Raw genomic sequence first — 15,024 nt, forward strand, 5'->3', positions numbered from 1 at the left:
GGCGCAAAACACCGCGCTTATCCAGGGATCCACCACCACCGTGTTCAAAAGTTTCAGGCAACGGCTCTCCTACCGCCTTACCCGGGACACCGTTCTGGTTGCCATGGCCGTAGGCCTGGTGCTGAACCTGATCCAGATTACCCTGGATTATTTTGACGCCCGCGATTCCATGGAGCGGGAAGTCCAAGCCCTGATTGAAACCAGCCACAGCCCCGCGTCCCAGATTGCCTACAACATAGACATGCGGCTGGCCGATGAACTCCTCGACGGCCTGCTGCAGCACCCGGCCGCCATCGATGCCCGGCTGATCGATAACGAAGGCCAGACCATGTCGGCCTCCAGCGAAAGCAGCCCGGAATCCCGCTACCGCTGGGCCAGCGACCTGTTGTTCGGCGCAGACCGGGTGTTCCGGGAAAACCTTCGGGTACCCCAGCTGGCAGACCTGCCCCTGGGCCAGCTGGTGGTGACCATCGATACCTACCACTACGGCATACGGTTCCTTGAGCGTGCCACCTACACCCTGGTTATCGGGCTACTGAAAAGCCTGGCGTTATCCGGGGTGTTGCTGGCCATTTTCTACTTTGTGCTCACCCGCCCCATGCTCAACGTAATCAACGCCCTGAGCCAGGTAAACGCCAGCTCCCCGGAAAAAGTTCGCCTGCCGGTTCCGGAAAACCACCGGGAAGACGAGATCGGCACCATGGTGGGCATTATCAATGAACACCTGGAAAACATGGACAACAGCGTTTCGCAACTGCGAACGGCTGAAGCTACCATGAAGAACTATTCCAGCCAGCTGGAACAGGAAGTTGCGGACCGGACCCGGGAAATTTCCGAGAAAAACGACGCCCTTCAGCGGGGTAACCGGGCCCTGGTCAAGGCGAAGGAAGATGCGGTACGGCGTGCCCGCACCAGGGCCGACTTCCTGGCCAGCATGAGCCATGAAATCCGCACCCCCCTGAACGGCGTGCTTGGGATGCTGGGGCTGGCGCTGGAAAGTGAAAAAGACCAGGGCCAGCGCAATCGCCTGGAAATTGCCCTGAATGCCGGGGAAAACCTGCTTGGTTTGCTCAACGACATCCTGGACATTTCCAAGGTAGAGGCCGGAAAGCTAAGCCTGGAGACCATACCGTTCAGCATGCGCGAGCTGATCGACGAATGCACCACGCTGCATCGCCAACAGGCCGAAGGCAAACAGATCCAGCTGATCAGCGAAACCGATCCGGACTTACCCGCCTGCTTTCTGGGTGATCCCACCCGCACCCGGCAGATCATCAATAACCTGCTGGGCAACGCCATCAAATTCACCGACACCGGCAGTGTGAAAGTACGCACCAGCTGGACCGGTGGCAGCCTGCGTATCGAAGTGATCGACACAGGCATTGGCATGTCCGAGCAGGGGCTGAAAAGCATTTTCTCGCCCTTCTCCCAGGCCGATACCGGCACAACACGGCTTTATGGCGGCACCGGTCTGGGGCTGACCCTTTGCCGGCAGCTGGTTGAGCATATGCACGGGCGTATCCTGGTGGATTCCAGCAAAGGGGCCGGCACTCACTTCACGGTCATCTTGCCGCTGGCCGTGGCAGAAGCGGACACCAGACCTCAGGCCCCGGAAGCCATCACGGAACGGGCAAGCGACCGGCCTTTATCGATCCTTCTGGTGGAAGACAACCGGGTAAACCAGCTGGTTGCCAGTGGCCTGCTGAAGAAACTCGGGCACCGGGTAGACCTGGCAGAGAACGGTGAACGGGCACTGGCGGCACTGGAAAGCCGCCGTTACGACATCATTCTGATGGATTGCCAGATGCCGGTGATGGACGGTTTCGAGGCTACCCGTGCCATCCGGCAGAACCCGAAATGGGCGGATCTTCCGGTTATAGCGGTAACCGCCAATGCCTTACAGGGAGACCGGGAACACTGCCTGGCGTCCGGCATGAACGACTATGTGACCAAGCCTTACCAGCGGGATGAGTTGCGGGCCATTATCAGCCGCTGGGCACCGCCGGCCGGGTAGTTGCCGGCAGAGCCCGGAGTGGCGCCGGAATCAGAGCAGCTTTTCGATATCCGCCCGGATTTCTTCCGGCTTGGCGGTAGGCGCATAGCGGCGAACAACCTGGCCGTTGCTGTCCACCAGGAACTTGGTGAAGTTCCACTTAACCTTTTCCGAGCCCATCAGCCCCTTGGCCTCTTTTTTCAGGAACCGGAAAAGCGGATGGGTGCCTTCACCGTTCACCTCGATCTTGGCGAACATGGGAAAGCTGACACCGTAATTCAGGGAGCAGAACTGGCTAATGGCATCTTCATCACCCGGGTCCTGGCTCAGGAACTGGTTACAGGGGAAGCCCAGCACTTCAAAGCCCTTGTCGCCAAGCTCCCTGTGCAGGTTCTGCAGGCCCTCGAACTGCGGCGTAAAACCACACTTGGAGGCGGTATTGACGATCAATAATACCTTGCCCTGATAGTCCGCCAGCGATACTTCATTACCCTTGATATCCTTGGCGCTGAAATCGTAAATGGTTGCGTCCGGCATGGTTTGACTGCCTTGTATTGAATGGGCGGGTTCGCATTGTGCGCAATTTGGTTGTGTCCAACCATCCCTTTTTACGGCATTTCGGGACAGAGTTGGCACTTCCGGCGGGCAACCTTCCAGTGATCAATCGGTAATTCGCCACAATTGGTCACAATTGCCCCTGTTACCCCGGTACATCCCTCCGCTAGAATAGTAAGCTTCCGTTATCCGGAAACTTTTCCCGTTTTTCGTTAAGGACGCATCACGCCATGCAGAACTATTTCAAATCCGCCAAACTTGACAACGTATGTTATGAAATTCGTGGCGTGGTTCTGCGTGAGGCGCGTCGGCTCGAGGAAGAAGGCCACCGGGTACTCAAGCTCAATATCGGCAACCCGGCCGCCTTCGAACTGGATGTGCCCGAAGAGATCCAGCAAGATGTGATCTACAACATGCACCAGGCCCAGGGCTATGTGGAGTCCAAGGGCCTGTTCTCTGCCCGCAAGGCGGTCATGCATTACAGCCAGCAGCGCGGCATTCCCCGGGTAGACATCGATGACATCTACCTGGGTAACGGCGTCAGTGAACTGATCGTGATGTCCATGCAGGCCATGCTCAATACCGGCGACGAAGTGCTGATACCGGCCCCCGACTATCCGCTGTGGACCGCAGCCGTCACCCTGTCCAGCGGCAAGCCGGTGCACTACCGTTGCGACGAGCAGCAGAACTGGTTCCCGGATATCGACGACATCAAGAAGAAGATCACCCGCCGCACCAAGGCCATTGTTCTGATCAACCCGAACAACCCCACAGGCGCGGTGTATTCGGATGAGCTGCTGCACCAGGTGATCGAACTGGCCCGCAAGCACAACCTGATCATCCTGGCTGACGAAATCTACGACAAGATTCTGTACGACGGCACCGTGCACACGTCCATCGCTTCCCTGGCCGAAGACGTGCTGTTCTTTACCTACAACGGCCTGTCGAAAAACTACCGGGCTGCCGGCTACCGTTCCGGCTGGATGATCATCAGCGGCGCCAAGCACCGGGCACGGGACCTGATCGAAGGCATCGAGATGCTGTCGAACATGCGCTTGTGCGCCAACGTGCCGGCCCAGCTGGCCATCCAGACCGCCCTGGGCGGCTACCAGTCCATCAACGACCTGGTGGCACCCGGCGGACGGCTCTATGAGCAGCGCGAAACCACCTGGCGCATGCTCAACGACATTCCGGGCGTCAGCTGTGTGAAGCCTCAGGGCGCCCTGTACATGTTCCCGAAGCTGGACCCAAAGCACTTCCCCATCGCCAACGATGAAAAACTGGTGCTGGACTTGCTGCTGCAGGAAAAAATCCTGCTGGTACAGGGTTCCGCCTTCAACATCGACGACAAGCAACACCTCCGGGTGGTGTTCCTGCCCCGCCAGGACACCATGGCAGACGCCATGGGACGGCTGGCCAACTTCCTGGAACACTACCGTCAATAATCGGGATCTGTCATGGCCGACATTCATGTCGAGGAATTTTACAAGGACGTAGCCATCGCCCTGGCGCAGTTGTACGCTGCCTTCCCCAGGCGCGCCAACCTGTTTGTGGAAGACATTGCCGGCCCGGATGAGCCGGACGAATTCGGGCTGCACAGCAAACGCCACATGGCTTGCTTCGGCGCCCTGCTGTGGCTGCAGGAAGAAGGTTTGCTGCGATATGTCGACACCATCCGCCAGGAAGCCCTGGACCAGGCGGTGCTGACCCGGGAAGCCTTCGTTCGCCTCAGCGCACCAGCACCACAATCACTGGCCCGGAAGCTGAATACCCTGCCCGAGGAAGCGAACCTTCCGGCCTCAGTCCAGCAGGACCTGTCTACCTATATCCACCTGCTTCGGGCCGCCCTGAAAAACGGCAGTTCCACCCGTATCAGCCTGGCCGTCCAGGCCGCTTTCTTTACGGATTTCAGTGCCGAAGGGCTGCATTAAATCGCGGTAAGGATCTTGAAGCAGTGAACCCGGGCCACATATAACGGTCAGACAGCCAACACGATTCAGCGTACGTCACTACAGGAAAACTCTATGCGCATTCTGTTGTTTCTGGCCACTAACCTGGCCGTTATTCTGGTGGCAAGCTTTACCCTGCGCCTGCTCGGGGTCGACAGTTACCTGGCCGGGCAAGGCATTGATTACGGTTCCCTGCTGGCCTTTGCCGCCGTCTTCGGCTTTGCCGGTGCGATCATTTCCCTGCTGATCTCCAAACCCATGGCCAAGTGGAGCACCAAGGCGCAGGTGATTGAGTCGCCCCGCACCCCTGCCGAGCGCTGGCTGGTGGATACCGTCGCGGAACTGGCGAAGAATGCCGGCATCGGCATGCCGGAAGTCGCGATTTTCCCGGCGTCCCAGTCCAACGCCTTTGCCACCGGCTGGAACAAGAACGATTCGCTGGTCGCCGTCAGCGAAGGCCTTCTGCACCGTTTCAACAAGGATGAAATCCGGGCCGTGCTGGGCCATGAGATCGGCCACGTGGCCAATGGCGACATGGTGACCCTGACCCTGATTCAGGGCGTGGTGAACACCTTCGTGATTTTCGCATCCCGGGTGATCGGCTCGTTTGTCGACCGGGTGATTTTCAAGAACGAAAATGGTCACGGGCTTGGCTTCTTTGTGGTCAGCATCGTTGCGGAAATTGTCCTGGGTATCCTGGCCAGTACCATTGTGTTCTGGTTCTCCCGTCGCCGGGAATTCCGGGCTGATATTGCCGGCGCCCAGCTGGCAGGGCGCGGCGCCATGATCAATGCCCTGGCCCGCCTGAAACAGGAAAGCGAGGTGCCGGACCAGATGCCGGATACCCTGCAGGCCTTCGGTATCAACCGCGGAGCCCGCTCCGGCCTGGCGGCCATGTTCATGACCCACCCGCCGCTGGAAGACCGGATTGCCGCACTGCAAAACGCCAAGCTATAAGCGGGTCAGCCAGGCCATAACGAAGAAGGGGCGCACTATGCGCCCCTTCTGCCTTTCGTCAACCAGGCAAGCATCCTGGTCAGATTTTCAGCTTGAAACCGATGGCCTTGAAACTGTCCTGCAGGGACTTGCTACTGCCCTTGAGCTGAACCTTCAGGCTGGAACATTCCCGCCGTACCGGGTAGTCCCGGCGCAGCTGGTCAAAAGCCATGCCCCGCTCTTCCGGGGTTCCTGTCATCGCCAATCGCAAGCGGGCGTCGTCCTGGCGGGGGTCATAACAAGCCCGGAGGGCAATGCGGATTGCCGCATCCTCGGCGGCATTGCTGGTAAACGAGACCTTGCTCATGGCCGGTTCCGGCAAAAACTGGCCGGCCTTCTTGCGCACCGGCAACCCCAGAAACTGACTCAGAGCCTGGTAGATCATCTCTGTGCCCTGAACCTTGCCTTCCAGGCTATAACCGGCAACATGGGGCGTCGCCAGCCAGGTCAGCGCCACCAGTTCGGGATCGATACGGGGCTCGCCTTCCCAGACATCCAGCGCTGCCAGTGGTGCATCAGCCTGTTCGAGGCGATGTTTCAGGGCCTGGTTATCGATGACTTCGCCACGGCCAGAATTGATCAGCAGCTGGTCGGGCCGAAGTGCCGCAAGCTCCGCTGAGGAAATCATATGGTGGGTAGCATGGGCACCGGTTCGGGTCAGCGGCGTGTGCAGGGTGACGACATCGCACTCCAGCGCTTCCGCCAGGCTCACAAAGGCTTCGTCTGACTCCGGCTCGGCGTCCTGCCTCGGCGGATCACACAACCGAACCTCGAAACCGAGCCGGTCAAGAACCCGGGCGAGGGTTCCGCCAACATTGCCAACGCCGACAATCCCGACACTCAGAGAGCTCCAGTCATCACGCCCCTGGCGCTCGGCAAACAGCGAAAGCACCGACAACACGTATTCCGCCACGCTGCTGGCATTACAGCCGGGGGCAGCCGCGAAGGCAATGCCCTGCTGTTCCAGCCAGTCCAGGTCCACGTGATCGGTGCCGATGGTGGTGGTACCGACAAACTTTACCCGGGTGCCTTCCAGTAACCCGGGCCCGACCGGGGTTACCGACCGCACCAGCAGGATGTCGGCATCTTCCACCTGGTCCCGGGTCAGGGTTCTTCCGGTAACCCGGCGAATCTCCCCGATATCCCCGAAAAAGGCATCGAGTAACGGAATATTCTCATCTGCAACGATCAACATAACCTGTCTCCGGGTTCCCGATCAGTTGCGGCGCGGGCGCGGACCACCACGGCCACCGGAACCACGGTTGCCCTGAGGCCGGCGACCTCCGCGCTTGCGGGTGATCGGCGGATTTTCCATGGCAGCCATCAGGCCCTCGTCCGGCACCGCGGTCTTCAGCTTCTGGCTGATGTATTTCTCGATCTCCGGCAGCGCAAACGCATCTTCTTCGCCGGCGAAGCTCACCGAAACACCGGTACTGCCTGCCCGGCCGGTACGACCGATCCGGTGCACGTAGTCCTCGGCGTTCTCCGGGAGGTTATAGTTGAACACGTGGGTGACACCGTTCACGTGAATACCCCGGCCCGCCACATCGGTTGCCACCAGCACCTGGATCTGTCCTTTCTTGAACTGGTCCAGGGTTTTCAGGCGCTTGTTCTGGGCAATTTCTCCGGACATCAGGGAAACTTTAACGCCCTGGTTACGGAGGTCTTCTTCCAGGTCACGGCACTGATCACGGCGGTTGGCGAAGACAATAGCCTTGTCCACTTCCGGACGCTTCAGGTAATTCACCAGTACTGGCAGCTTGTCGTCGTCAGACACCAGGTAGACCGTTTGCTCAACCCGCTCGGCGGTTTTCTGTTCCGGCTCGATTTCCACAAACTCGGCGTTACGGGTCCACATGGAAGCCAGGTTCAGTACGTCCTGGTTGAAGGTGGCGCTGAACAGCAGGGTCTGGCGCTCATCCTTGGGCGTGCATTTGCGGATAATGCGTTTTACGTCCGGGATAAAGCCCATGTCGAGCATCCGGTCTGCTTCGTCCAGGATCAGGATGTCGAGCTGGTCCAGGAACACATCCTGGGAGCCCAGGAAATCGATCAGCCGGCCCGGGGTAGCCACCAGGATGTCCACGATTTCGTTCTGCAGCTGTTCCCGCTGCTTGTCGTAGTTCATGCCGCCTACCACGGTCACCACGTTATGGCCGGTGTACTGGCACAGCTGCTCGGCGTCCTTGGCAATCTGCATGGCCAGTTCACGGGTCGGCGCCAGGGCCAGGACCCTCGGTTCCGAGGCAAAGCGGTCTTTCTCGTCGATCGGGGTTTCCAGCAGGGTCTGGATGGCGGTAATCAGGAAGGCCGCGGTTTTGCCGGTGCCGGTCTGGGCCTGGCCGATCAGGTCTTCACAGGCCAGGGTCCAGGGCAGGGTTTCCGCCTGGATAGGCGTGCAGTATTCAAAGCCGATTTTGGTAATGGCATCCAGCAGGCGTTGATCCAGGTTGAGGTCACCGAAGCGTAGGTCGCCCGTATGTTTGATTTCAGATGTCATAGAGTGTCTGCTGTCCTTGATTTAAGGTATTCATTCCCCGCCGGCGCTATGCGAACCTTGTCGTAGTTCCAGTCGTGGCCGATGCGGGTTGAAGTGTTGTAGAACTGCTTGAGTGTGTCAAAAAACTGCTGGGCCCGTTCCGGCAGGCCATGCTCGAGGTAATCCGCAGCCTGTTTACAAACGTTACGCCGGAAGGCCTGTTCGTCGGCCGCGCCGTCGCCTGCCAGGTTGTCCACACTGATATGGAACCGCGAACCGGCCGCCAGCGAAAACAGCCACTCGATGGCCTGGGGCCGGATTTCAACGTTCTCGAAGGCTTGCTGCTGTTCCAGGGTACGCCCGTCCGGACAATACCAGTAACCATAGTCGTGCAGTGTGCGGCGGTGCTCACCGGCAATACACCAGTGGGCAATTTCGTGCAGGGCGCTGGCAAAATATCCGTGGGCAAAAACCACCCGGGCAAACCCCTCGGGCTCACTGGCAGGAATGTATTCCGGTTCGTCGCTGCCCCTGACCAGTAGCGTCCGGCAGCTTTCCCGGAACAGGTCATTGAACAGCATGATAAGATCGTCTGGATTGTGGTTCATCGGTTGGCTATTGTGCGACTTTACTCCGGCCAATACCAGAGGGAACTTTAGCGGGGCCCCCGTGTCCACCCCCTGGCAGAACGACTTCATGCATTTACGACACAGGATTATCACGAATTCATGACAACGCTCTCTGACCCCGGTATCCGCCGCCACGCCCTTTTGCTGCCTGCACTGCTCCTGCTCGCCATGCTGGGCCTGTTGGCGTCCTCGCCCGCGCAGGCTTTCGGCAACTCCGGAAACTCCCTGTTCGGCGGCGGAAACGGTGACTTCCTGCCCGTGGATGAAGCCCTGCCCTTCAACTTCTCCACTGATCAGGGCGCTGTTGTGCTGTCCTGGGACATCACCCCCGGACACTACCTGTACAAGTCCCGCATCAGGATTAACCCCGTCACCGAGGGTGTCACCCTCGGAGAACCCGATTTTTCCCTGCCGGGCACCCTGACCGAAGACGACTTCTTCGGTGAAATGGAAGTCTTCTTTGATCCCGTAGAAGCACGGGTGCCGGTAAACCTGCCGGATGGTGTCCGCGAAGCAGAACTCCAGGTGACCTACCAGGGCTGTGCGGAAGCCGGTCTTTGCTACCCGCCACAGACCCGGGATGTGCTGTATTATCCAGGCGGAAACGGTGGTGAATCCGCCGCTGCCGCAACCAGCAACAGCAGTGGCAGCGCTTCCGGCACCAATTCCGGCCCGGGCTCTGTTCCGGGGGCAGACACTTCCAGCGCCAGCGGCCTGGCCAGCTTCCTTTCCAGCCAGACCATCTGGATGATTGCCGGCCTGTTTTTCCTGCTGGGGCTGGGCCTGACCTTTACCCCCTGCGTGCTGCCCATGGTGCCGATCATTTCCAGCATGGTTTCGGGCCATAACACCCGCTCCACCGGCCAGGCGCTAATGCTGTCCGGCAGTTATGTGCTGGGCATGGCCATTACCTATGCCGCCGCCGGGGTGATCACCGGTTTGCTGGGAGCCAGCTTCAACCTGCAGGCGCACCTGCAATCGCCCTGGGTGCTCGGGGTCTTTGCGGCGATGTTTGTTGTCTTTGCCCTGTCGATGTTCGACATGTTTGAAATCCAGCTGCCGCGCTTTATCCGGGAGCCCCTGAACGATGCCAGCCAGAAGATGACCGGCGGCCGGGTACTGAGCCTGTTCGGTATCGGCGCGCTGTCTGCCCTGATTGTCTCACCCTGCGTGTCGGCTCCCCTTGCCGGCAGCCTGCTCTATATTTCCACCACCCAGGATCCGGTCATCGGCGGCGTTGCCCTGCTGTCCCTCGGCCTGGGTATGGGCGTGCCACTGATCCTGGTAGCCGTGGGCGGGCGCAAGCTGCTGCCTACCTCGGGCCACTGGATGACTACCGTCAAACACTTCTATGGTGTGATGCTGCTGGCCGTGGCCATCTGGCTGGTCGAGCGGCTGATTCCGGCCTGGGCCGGGCTGACGCTCTGGGGTCTGCTGATTGCCATCACCGGCGTGCAACTGGGCGCCTTTGATGCCGCCAGGGCCGGTTGGGAGCGCACCCGCAAAGGCTTCGGCCTAGTGTTTTTTGCCTACGGCCTGGCCTTGCTGGCCGGCGCGGCTGGCGGGGCCAGTGATCCCCTGCGCCCGCTGGATCCCTTTGTAGCCACCGCCGGTACCGTGTCAGCGGCTGGCGCTGCCGAAGCCCACGCGCCTTTCGAGCGGGTAGAAGACCCGGAGCAGATTCGCGCCATGCTGGCCGATGCCCGCAGCGCCGGGCAGCCCGTAATGCTCGACTTCTACGCCGACTGGTGTATTTCCTGCAAAGTGATGGAACGCAACGTGTTCAGCAAGCCGGATGTGATTCAGGCATTACGGCCCTACACCCTGTTGCAGATTGATATGACAGACAACACCCGGGCCCAGCAGGCCCTTCTGGACGAACTGGGCCTGTTCGGCCCGCCGGCCATCCTGTTTTACCGCAACAATGGCGAGGAGCTGGGCCAGGCCCGGATTCTGGGAGAAATGGACAGGGAGCAGTTCATGGATCATCTGGACAAGGTCGCCCGGGAAATCTGAGCTGACTTGCGTTGACCTGGCCGGCGTCAGCCTTCGCTGCGCCGGATCAGGTATACGTATTCCCCATCCTGCTCGTGTTCACCTATCAGCTCATGGCCAAGGAACTGGCAGAAACGCGGAATATCGCGGGTCGTCGACGGGTCTGTGGCCAGTACCCGCAGCACTTGCCCGGGCTCCACATCGTTAATGCGGTTGTGCAGCATCATCACCGGTTCCGGGCAAAACAGCCCCCGGGCATCAAGTTCCGCGTCAAAATCTGAACCTGCCAACATTGCCTCCAGAAGTTCTCGTGATTTTTCAGAATTCAGTGCTAAATTATTGTTTATAGCATCGAAAATAAAGGAGATTTTAATGATCCGGGTTCTGATTGAACGCCATATTGCCGAAACACTCGAAACTGCCTATGAAGAGCGGTCCCGACTGGTGCTGCAACAGGCGGTGGGCGCGCCGGGGTTTATTTCCGGCGAAACCCTGGTCGACAGCCACGACCCCAACCATCGCATCACCCTGGCCAACTGGCGCTCCGAAGCCGACTGGCAACGCTGGTTCCACTCGGAAACCCGCAAGAACCTGATGGCCGAACTGATACCGATGATGGACCAGGATGAGGCCATCACCGTGCTCGAGCAAAGCCCCATGCCTTGAGAGGCTAGTCGAGCCGCTCGATAAAACAGGTGATTTCTTCACGATCGTGGTAGAGGTGCCGGGCCTTCAACTGGCAATGCAGGCCCGCACCCTCCAGGCCCTGAACCAGGATTTCCCGGCACACCAGCCATTCCTCGTATCGCTTTTTCATCGGCAGCTTGAGATTGAATACCGTGTAACGGCACAGCTTCTCACCCATCCAGTCCACCGCCATCCGCGCCGTCCGGCGGGGTTTATCAACAATATCGCACACCATCCAGTCCACGGCCCGCTTCGGCCGCCAGGCGTAGCCATCAGCCTCCACATGGCCACTGGCCATCAGCTCCGGGTTCATAGGGCCATTGTCTACCGCCGTTACCATCATGCCCTGCCGCACCAACTGCCAGGTCCAGCCGCCGGGAGCGGCGCCCAGGTCAACCGCCTTTTTGCCGCCGCCAAGGTATTCCAGCCAGCGCTCCTTCGGCAGAAACACCTTCCAGGCTTCTTCCAGCTTGAGCGCCGACCTGCTGGGGGCTGACGCCGGTAAACGCAATCTGGGCACGCCACCGACAAAGGGTGACCGGTTGCCGGCCAGGCTGTAACCCACCACAGCCGTGCTGAAATCCGTCAGCAGAATTTCCAGCCTTACCGGTGCCTCGGCTTCCTGATCGTCCTTTAACAGGCCGGCACCGCGCAGACCTTTTGACAGGGGCGCCACCCATTTGCGGGCGAAGTTGCCAAGGTCCCGGTCGTCATTGATTTCCGACAGCCGTACCTCCAGGCGTGCACAGCGGTCGCCCTGCCACTCCTGATCATTCAGGAACGCCAGGATCGCCCCTACCCGATCGCTGGCCGGCAATTCGCAATCGCCCAGCAGCGCAAACCAGTCCCGGGTGAAGACCAAGCTATCCAGGGCCACGCGGCGCATCAGCTCTTCGGCCGGCTCGTTGCCACCAATGGTGAAGCGGAGTAACCCGGTGTTCTTGCCGGGCTGGAAATAACCAAAAATACCGGCCGCCGCAGCCTGGTCGGTCAGTTCCTGACCTGCCTCGGTCTCGAACCCTGGCCGGCATATCAGCATGATCTGTTGCATATAAAGTGTTTCCCGGGGGCCGTCAGGAAAATGGCACCTGGCCGGCCACGAAAGTTGAACCTGTTTAACGGTCGCTCTGGTTTATTCTGGCTACACTTCCCGCTTTGCTGTTACGGGATGTTGTCTATGCTCAACCGAGCCTGTGCCCTGTTTGTAGTGGCTTTGCTGGCCCTGTTCGGCCCGGAGCAGGCCTTTGCCGCCGAGCGCTGCACGGTGCTTGATGCTGCCAGCGCAGACGCCCGACAGCGCATCAATGATCACCTGTGCTTTTACAGCGCCCGTCCCGGCGACCCGGCCCACAGCGCCAAGTTTCCGGGCGCCTTGCCCGAGAACCTGCAATGGCAGGCGGCGCAGGGCCATGACCTGGTGTTCAGCCATACCGACGCGGTGTACTGGGTGACGCTCACGGTCCGTAACAGCAGCCCGCAACAGGCGTTCTGGTTTCTGAAGCTCAGTTATCCGCTGCTGGATGAAATCACCTTCTGGCAACACACCCCGGACAACCCCGGGCAGTACACCGAACTGGAACCACCCCTGCAAACCGGTGACCGCTTCCCGTTTGCCAGCCGGGGCATAGATTACCGTTATTACCTGCTGCCCGTCACACTGGATGCACAGGAAGAACGCGCCATTACCCTCCGGATTCACAGCAGCGGTGCGCTCAATGTGCCGCTGTCGCTGGTCACACCCGGTGAAGCCGTTGCCGAGAGCAACCACCTGACCCTGGTGCACGGGCTGTTTTACGGTGCACTGCTGGTGCTGGCGGTGTTCAACCTGGTGTTGTTCTTCAGCTCCGGTACCCGCTACTACTTCTTCAACGCGTTCTACATAGTTTCCATGGCCCTGTTCCTGTTTGCCATGGGCGGGCTGGCTAACCAGTACTTCTGGCCCGACAACACCGAGCTGGCCAATCAGTCGATCCCCCTGGGGCTGGCCCTGTGTTCCCTGGCCATGGTGTTGTTTGGCGGCTCTTTCCTGGAAATCGAATCCGGCACCCTTGCGGCAAAGGCCATGCAAATTCTGGCATGGACCTCAGTCGGCTTCCTTGGAGCCAGCTTTATTCTGCCGTACTCGAAAAGCATCCTGCTGAATACCTTCCTGACCCTGTCGGTGATTGCCAGCCTGTCGGTGATTGCCACCATTCGCTGGCGCCAGGGTTACCAGCCCGCGTTCTGGTATCTCGGCGCCTGGCTCGTGATGGTGGTTGGTGCCTTGCTGTACGCCCTGGCGGCTTTCGGCCACCTGGGCGACTATCAGGCCCGGGAAGTCATGATGCAGGCGGCCATCGGTGCCCAGGTGGTGCTGCTGAACTACGCCTTGGTGCAACGGTGGCGTCTGCTGAACCAGAAGTTGCTGGATATCGAACAGCAAGCCAGGACCGAACTGGAATTCAAGGTACACGAGCGCACCACCCAGTTACGCAACACCATGCAGGAACTGGAACAGGCAAACCGGAAACTGGCGTCTCTGAGTCTCAACGACGCCCTGACCGGGCTGCACAACCGCCGGCACATGGATAACATCATGCCGGAACTCTGTGCCGAGGCCCGGCGCACCGGCCAGCCACTGACGCTGGCCCTGGTCGACGCCGACCACTTCAAGCGGATCAATGACACCTGGGGCCATGATTTTGGCGACCAGTGCCTGAAGAAGATAGCCGACAACCTGGCCGGCCACGTTAGACGTCCGAGAGATGTCGCCATCCGGTTTGGTGGTGAAGAATTTGCCCTGCTGTTACCGGAGACAACGCCCGATGGCGCCATCACTCTGTGCCAGTCCATCCTCCAGGCCATGCGAACCACGGTAATCCGAACACCCGATGGCGCCGACCTGTGCCTGACCCTGAGCGCCGGCATTGCCGCCCTGCAACCGGGCGAAGGCCCCAGGGAGCTGTTCCGCCGGGCCGACGAAGCACTTTACACTGCCAAGGCGGCGGGACGGGACCAGGTCAGGGGCGCACCGGGCACTCACGAGGCTGTGACAAAATCCGCCAAAAACTGACGGGTATGGCCGGCCGCCTGCTGAATCAGGCTGGCCTGGGTTTCGGGATGCCGCACCGGAGGCTGGAAATCGTGGTTACCACCATCCAGCCAGACCAGCTTCGAAATCCCCGCAATCTCACCCTGGGCTGCCAGCTCATCCGGCTTGCCGAACGGATCCCGGGTACCCTGCACCACCATCAACGGACAGGCCACCTGCGACAGGTGATCAATACGCCAACGGTCTGGCTTGCCCGGGGGATGGAAAGGATAGCCGTAACACACCACACCACGGATACCCGCCACGGCTTCGCCGGCATGCACTGAAGCCATGCGACCGCCCATGGACTTGCCCCCGATCAGTAGCCTGGCTCCGGGCCCGACTTCCTGCCGGACGGCCGCCACCACTTCGGAAAAACACTCGAGCAATTTCGGCTGCCGGTCCGGCGGGCGTTTTTTGCCGTCTTCCCGGCGTTTCTGCATATAAGGAAACTCGAAACGGACACAGGCAATGCCCTGGTCATCCAGGGCTTCGGCCAGCGCCTCCATAAAGGGAGAATCCATCGGCGCACCGGCCCCATGGGCCAGAATCATTACCATTTCGGCCTGTTTGCCATAGCCTTTGGTCTTAATCAGCTTCACATCGTTCACCTGTTACCTCTGAAGGGGTATCATTTGGCCACGCGCAAGTGGGTATCTGTTGCCCTTTCA

General features: G+C 59.9%; 14 protein-coding genes. 7 read left to right on the forward strand and 7 right to left on the reverse strand.

The genetic code is table 11. From position 1 onward, the window contains the following. Positions 1–40 precede the first annotated feature (40 nt). Entirely contained in the window at positions 41–2,014 is a 1,974-nt protein-coding gene (locus AC13DJ_RS09150; protein ID WP_482933410.1) for an ATP-binding protein, read from the forward strand. Positions 2,015–2,044: 30 nt separating this feature from the next. Here AC13DJ_RS09150 and AC13DJ_RS09155 read toward each other — a convergent pair whose 3' ends face one another. Further along, positions 2,045–2,530, reverse strand: coding sequence for a glutathione peroxidase (locus AC13DJ_RS09155; protein WP_482933411.1), 486 nt, complete (start codon positions 2,528–2,530; stop codon positions 2,045–2,047). 248 nt (positions 2,531–2,778) lie between these two features. Between AC13DJ_RS09155 and AC13DJ_RS09160 the strand changes: the two genes are divergently transcribed. The 3 genes from AC13DJ_RS09160 (at position 2,779) to htpX (ending at position 5,454) form a co-directional block, all read left to right on the forward strand. Next, entirely contained in the window at positions 2,779–3,993 is a 1,215-nt protein-coding gene (locus AC13DJ_RS09160; protein ID WP_022988002.1) for a pyridoxal phosphate-dependent aminotransferase, read from the forward strand. A gap of 12 nt (positions 3,994–4,005) precedes the next feature. Beyond that, positions 4,006–4,479 (forward strand): hypothetical protein, encoded by a 474-nt coding sequence (locus AC13DJ_RS09165; protein ID WP_482933412.1) that lies wholly within the window; start codon positions 4,006–4,008, stop codon positions 4,477–4,479. Between the two features lie 93 nt (positions 4,480–4,572). Beyond that, positions 4,573–5,454: a protease HtpX gene (htpX, locus tag AC13DJ_RS09170; RefSeq protein WP_058340045.1), complete on the forward strand. Its 882-nt coding sequence runs from the start codon at positions 4,573–4,575 to the stop codon at positions 5,452–5,454. A gap of 79 nt (positions 5,455–5,533) precedes the next feature. Here htpX and pdxB read toward each other — a convergent pair whose 3' ends face one another. Genes pdxB through AC13DJ_RS09185 form a run of 3 tightly spaced genes read right to left on the reverse strand, consistent with a single transcriptional unit; the run spans position 5,534 to position 8,553 of the window. After that, a complete protein-coding gene (pdxB, locus tag AC13DJ_RS09175) occupies positions 5,534–6,688 on the reverse strand; it encodes a 4-phosphoerythronate dehydrogenase PdxB (RefSeq protein ID WP_482933413.1) in 1,155 nt (384 codons plus the stop codon). A gap of 21 nt (positions 6,689–6,709) precedes the next feature. After that, positions 6,710–7,993 carry a DEAD/DEAH box helicase gene (locus AC13DJ_RS09180; RefSeq protein ID WP_022988006.1) on the reverse strand — a complete coding sequence of 428 codons (1,284 nt, stop codon included), beginning with the start codon at positions 7,991–7,993 and terminating at the stop codon, positions 6,710–6,712. Continuing rightward, complete coding sequence (locus AC13DJ_RS09185; RefSeq protein WP_414673917.1) at positions 7,990–8,553, reverse strand: elongation factor P hydroxylase; 564 nt, start codon at positions 8,551–8,553, stop codon at positions 7,990–7,992. Before AC13DJ_RS09185 ends, AC13DJ_RS09180 begins: the two co-directional genes overlap by 4 nt. 147 nt (positions 8,554–8,700) lie before the next feature. Here AC13DJ_RS09185 and dsbD point away from each other — a divergent pair, with 147 nt between their 5' ends. Continuing rightward, positions 8,701–10,617 carry a protein-disulfide reductase DsbD gene (dsbD, locus tag AC13DJ_RS09190; protein WP_482933414.1) on the forward strand — a complete coding sequence of 639 codons (1,917 nt, stop codon included), beginning with the start codon at positions 8,701–8,703 and terminating at the stop codon, positions 10,615–10,617. A gap of 26 nt (positions 10,618–10,643) precedes the next feature. On the opposite strand, the gene tusA is transcribed toward dsbD, so the two are convergent. Continuing rightward, positions 10,644–10,889 carry a sulfurtransferase TusA gene (gene tusA / locus AC13DJ_RS09195; protein ID WP_022988009.1) on the reverse strand — a complete coding sequence of 82 codons (246 nt, stop codon included), beginning with the start codon at positions 10,887–10,889 and terminating at the stop codon, positions 10,644–10,646. 79 nt (positions 10,890–10,968) lie between these two features. On the opposite strand from tusA, the gene AC13DJ_RS09200 reads away from it, so the two are divergent. Next, entirely contained in the window at positions 10,969–11,262 is a 294-nt protein-coding gene (locus AC13DJ_RS09200) for an antibiotic biosynthesis monooxygenase family protein (RefSeq protein WP_058340050.1), read from the forward strand. A 4-nt stretch (positions 11,263–11,266) separates the two neighbouring features. On the opposite strand, the gene rlmM is transcribed toward AC13DJ_RS09200, so the two are convergent. Then, positions 11,267–12,334: a 23S rRNA (cytidine(2498)-2'-O)-methyltransferase RlmM gene (gene rlmM / locus AC13DJ_RS09205; RefSeq protein ID WP_482933415.1), complete on the reverse strand. Its 1,068-nt coding sequence runs from the start codon at positions 12,332–12,334 to the stop codon at positions 11,267–11,269. Between the two features lie 126 nt (positions 12,335–12,460). Here rlmM and AC13DJ_RS09210 point away from each other — a divergent pair, with 126 nt between their 5' ends. Then, positions 12,461–14,335, forward strand: a complete 1,875-nt coding sequence (locus tag AC13DJ_RS09210) for a sensor domain-containing diguanylate cyclase (protein WP_482933416.1) — start codon at positions 12,461–12,463, stop codon at positions 14,333–14,335. On the opposite strand, the gene AC13DJ_RS09215 is transcribed toward AC13DJ_RS09210, so the two are convergent. Beyond that, entirely contained in the window at positions 14,302–14,955 is a 654-nt protein-coding gene (locus AC13DJ_RS09215) for an alpha/beta family hydrolase (protein ID WP_482933417.1), read from the reverse strand. The genes AC13DJ_RS09210 and AC13DJ_RS09215 overlap by 34 nt on opposite strands. Positions 14,956–15,024: the final 69 nt, after the last annotated feature.

The sequence above is a fragment of the Marinobacter sp. L-46 genome (assembly GCF_056859535.1).

What these genes read in the sequence shown, in the direction of transcription:
- AC13DJ_RS09185 (WP_414673917.1), bottom strand. Translation starts at nt 8,553, where the DNA reads ATGCTGTTCAATGACCTGTTCCGGGAAAGCTGCCGGACGCTACTGGTC.
- AC13DJ_RS09160 (WP_022988002.1), top strand. Translation starts at nt 2,779, where the DNA reads ATGCAGAACTATTTCAAATCCGCCAAACTTGACAACGTATGTTATGAA.
- AC13DJ_RS09165 (WP_482933412.1), top strand. Translation starts at nt 4,006, where the DNA reads ATGGCCGACATTCATGTCGAGGAATTTTACAAGGACGTAGCCATCGCC.
- AC13DJ_RS09210 (WP_482933416.1), top strand. Translation starts at nt 12,461, where the DNA reads ATGCTCAACCGAGCCTGTGCCCTGTTTGTAGTGGCTTTGCTGGCCCTG.
- dsbD (WP_482933414.1), top strand. Translation starts at nt 8,701, where the DNA reads ATGACAACGCTCTCTGACCCCGGTATCCGCCGCCACGCCCTTTTGCTG.
- tusA (WP_022988009.1), bottom strand. Translation starts at nt 10,889, where the DNA reads ATGTTGGCAGGTTCAGATTTTGACGCGGAACTTGATGCCCGGGGGCTG.
- htpX (WP_058340045.1), top strand. Translation starts at nt 4,573, where the DNA reads ATGCGCATTCTGTTGTTTCTGGCCACTAACCTGGCCGTTATTCTGGTG.
- pdxB (WP_482933413.1), bottom strand. Translation starts at nt 6,688, where the DNA reads ATGTTGATCGTTGCAGATGAGAATATTCCGTTACTCGATGCCTTTTTC.
- AC13DJ_RS09180 (WP_022988006.1), bottom strand. Translation starts at nt 7,993, where the DNA reads ATGACATCTGAAATCAAACATACGGGCGACCTACGCTTCGGTGACCTC.
- AC13DJ_RS09200 (WP_058340050.1), top strand. Translation starts at nt 10,969, where the DNA reads ATGATCCGGGTTCTGATTGAACGCCATATTGCCGAAACACTCGAAACT.
- rlmM (WP_482933415.1), bottom strand. Translation starts at nt 12,334, where the DNA reads ATGCAACAGATCATGCTGATATGCCGGCCAGGGTTCGAGACCGAGGCA.
- AC13DJ_RS09155 (WP_482933411.1), bottom strand. Translation starts at nt 2,530, where the DNA reads ATGCCGGACGCAACCATTTACGATTTCAGCGCCAAGGATATCAAGGGT.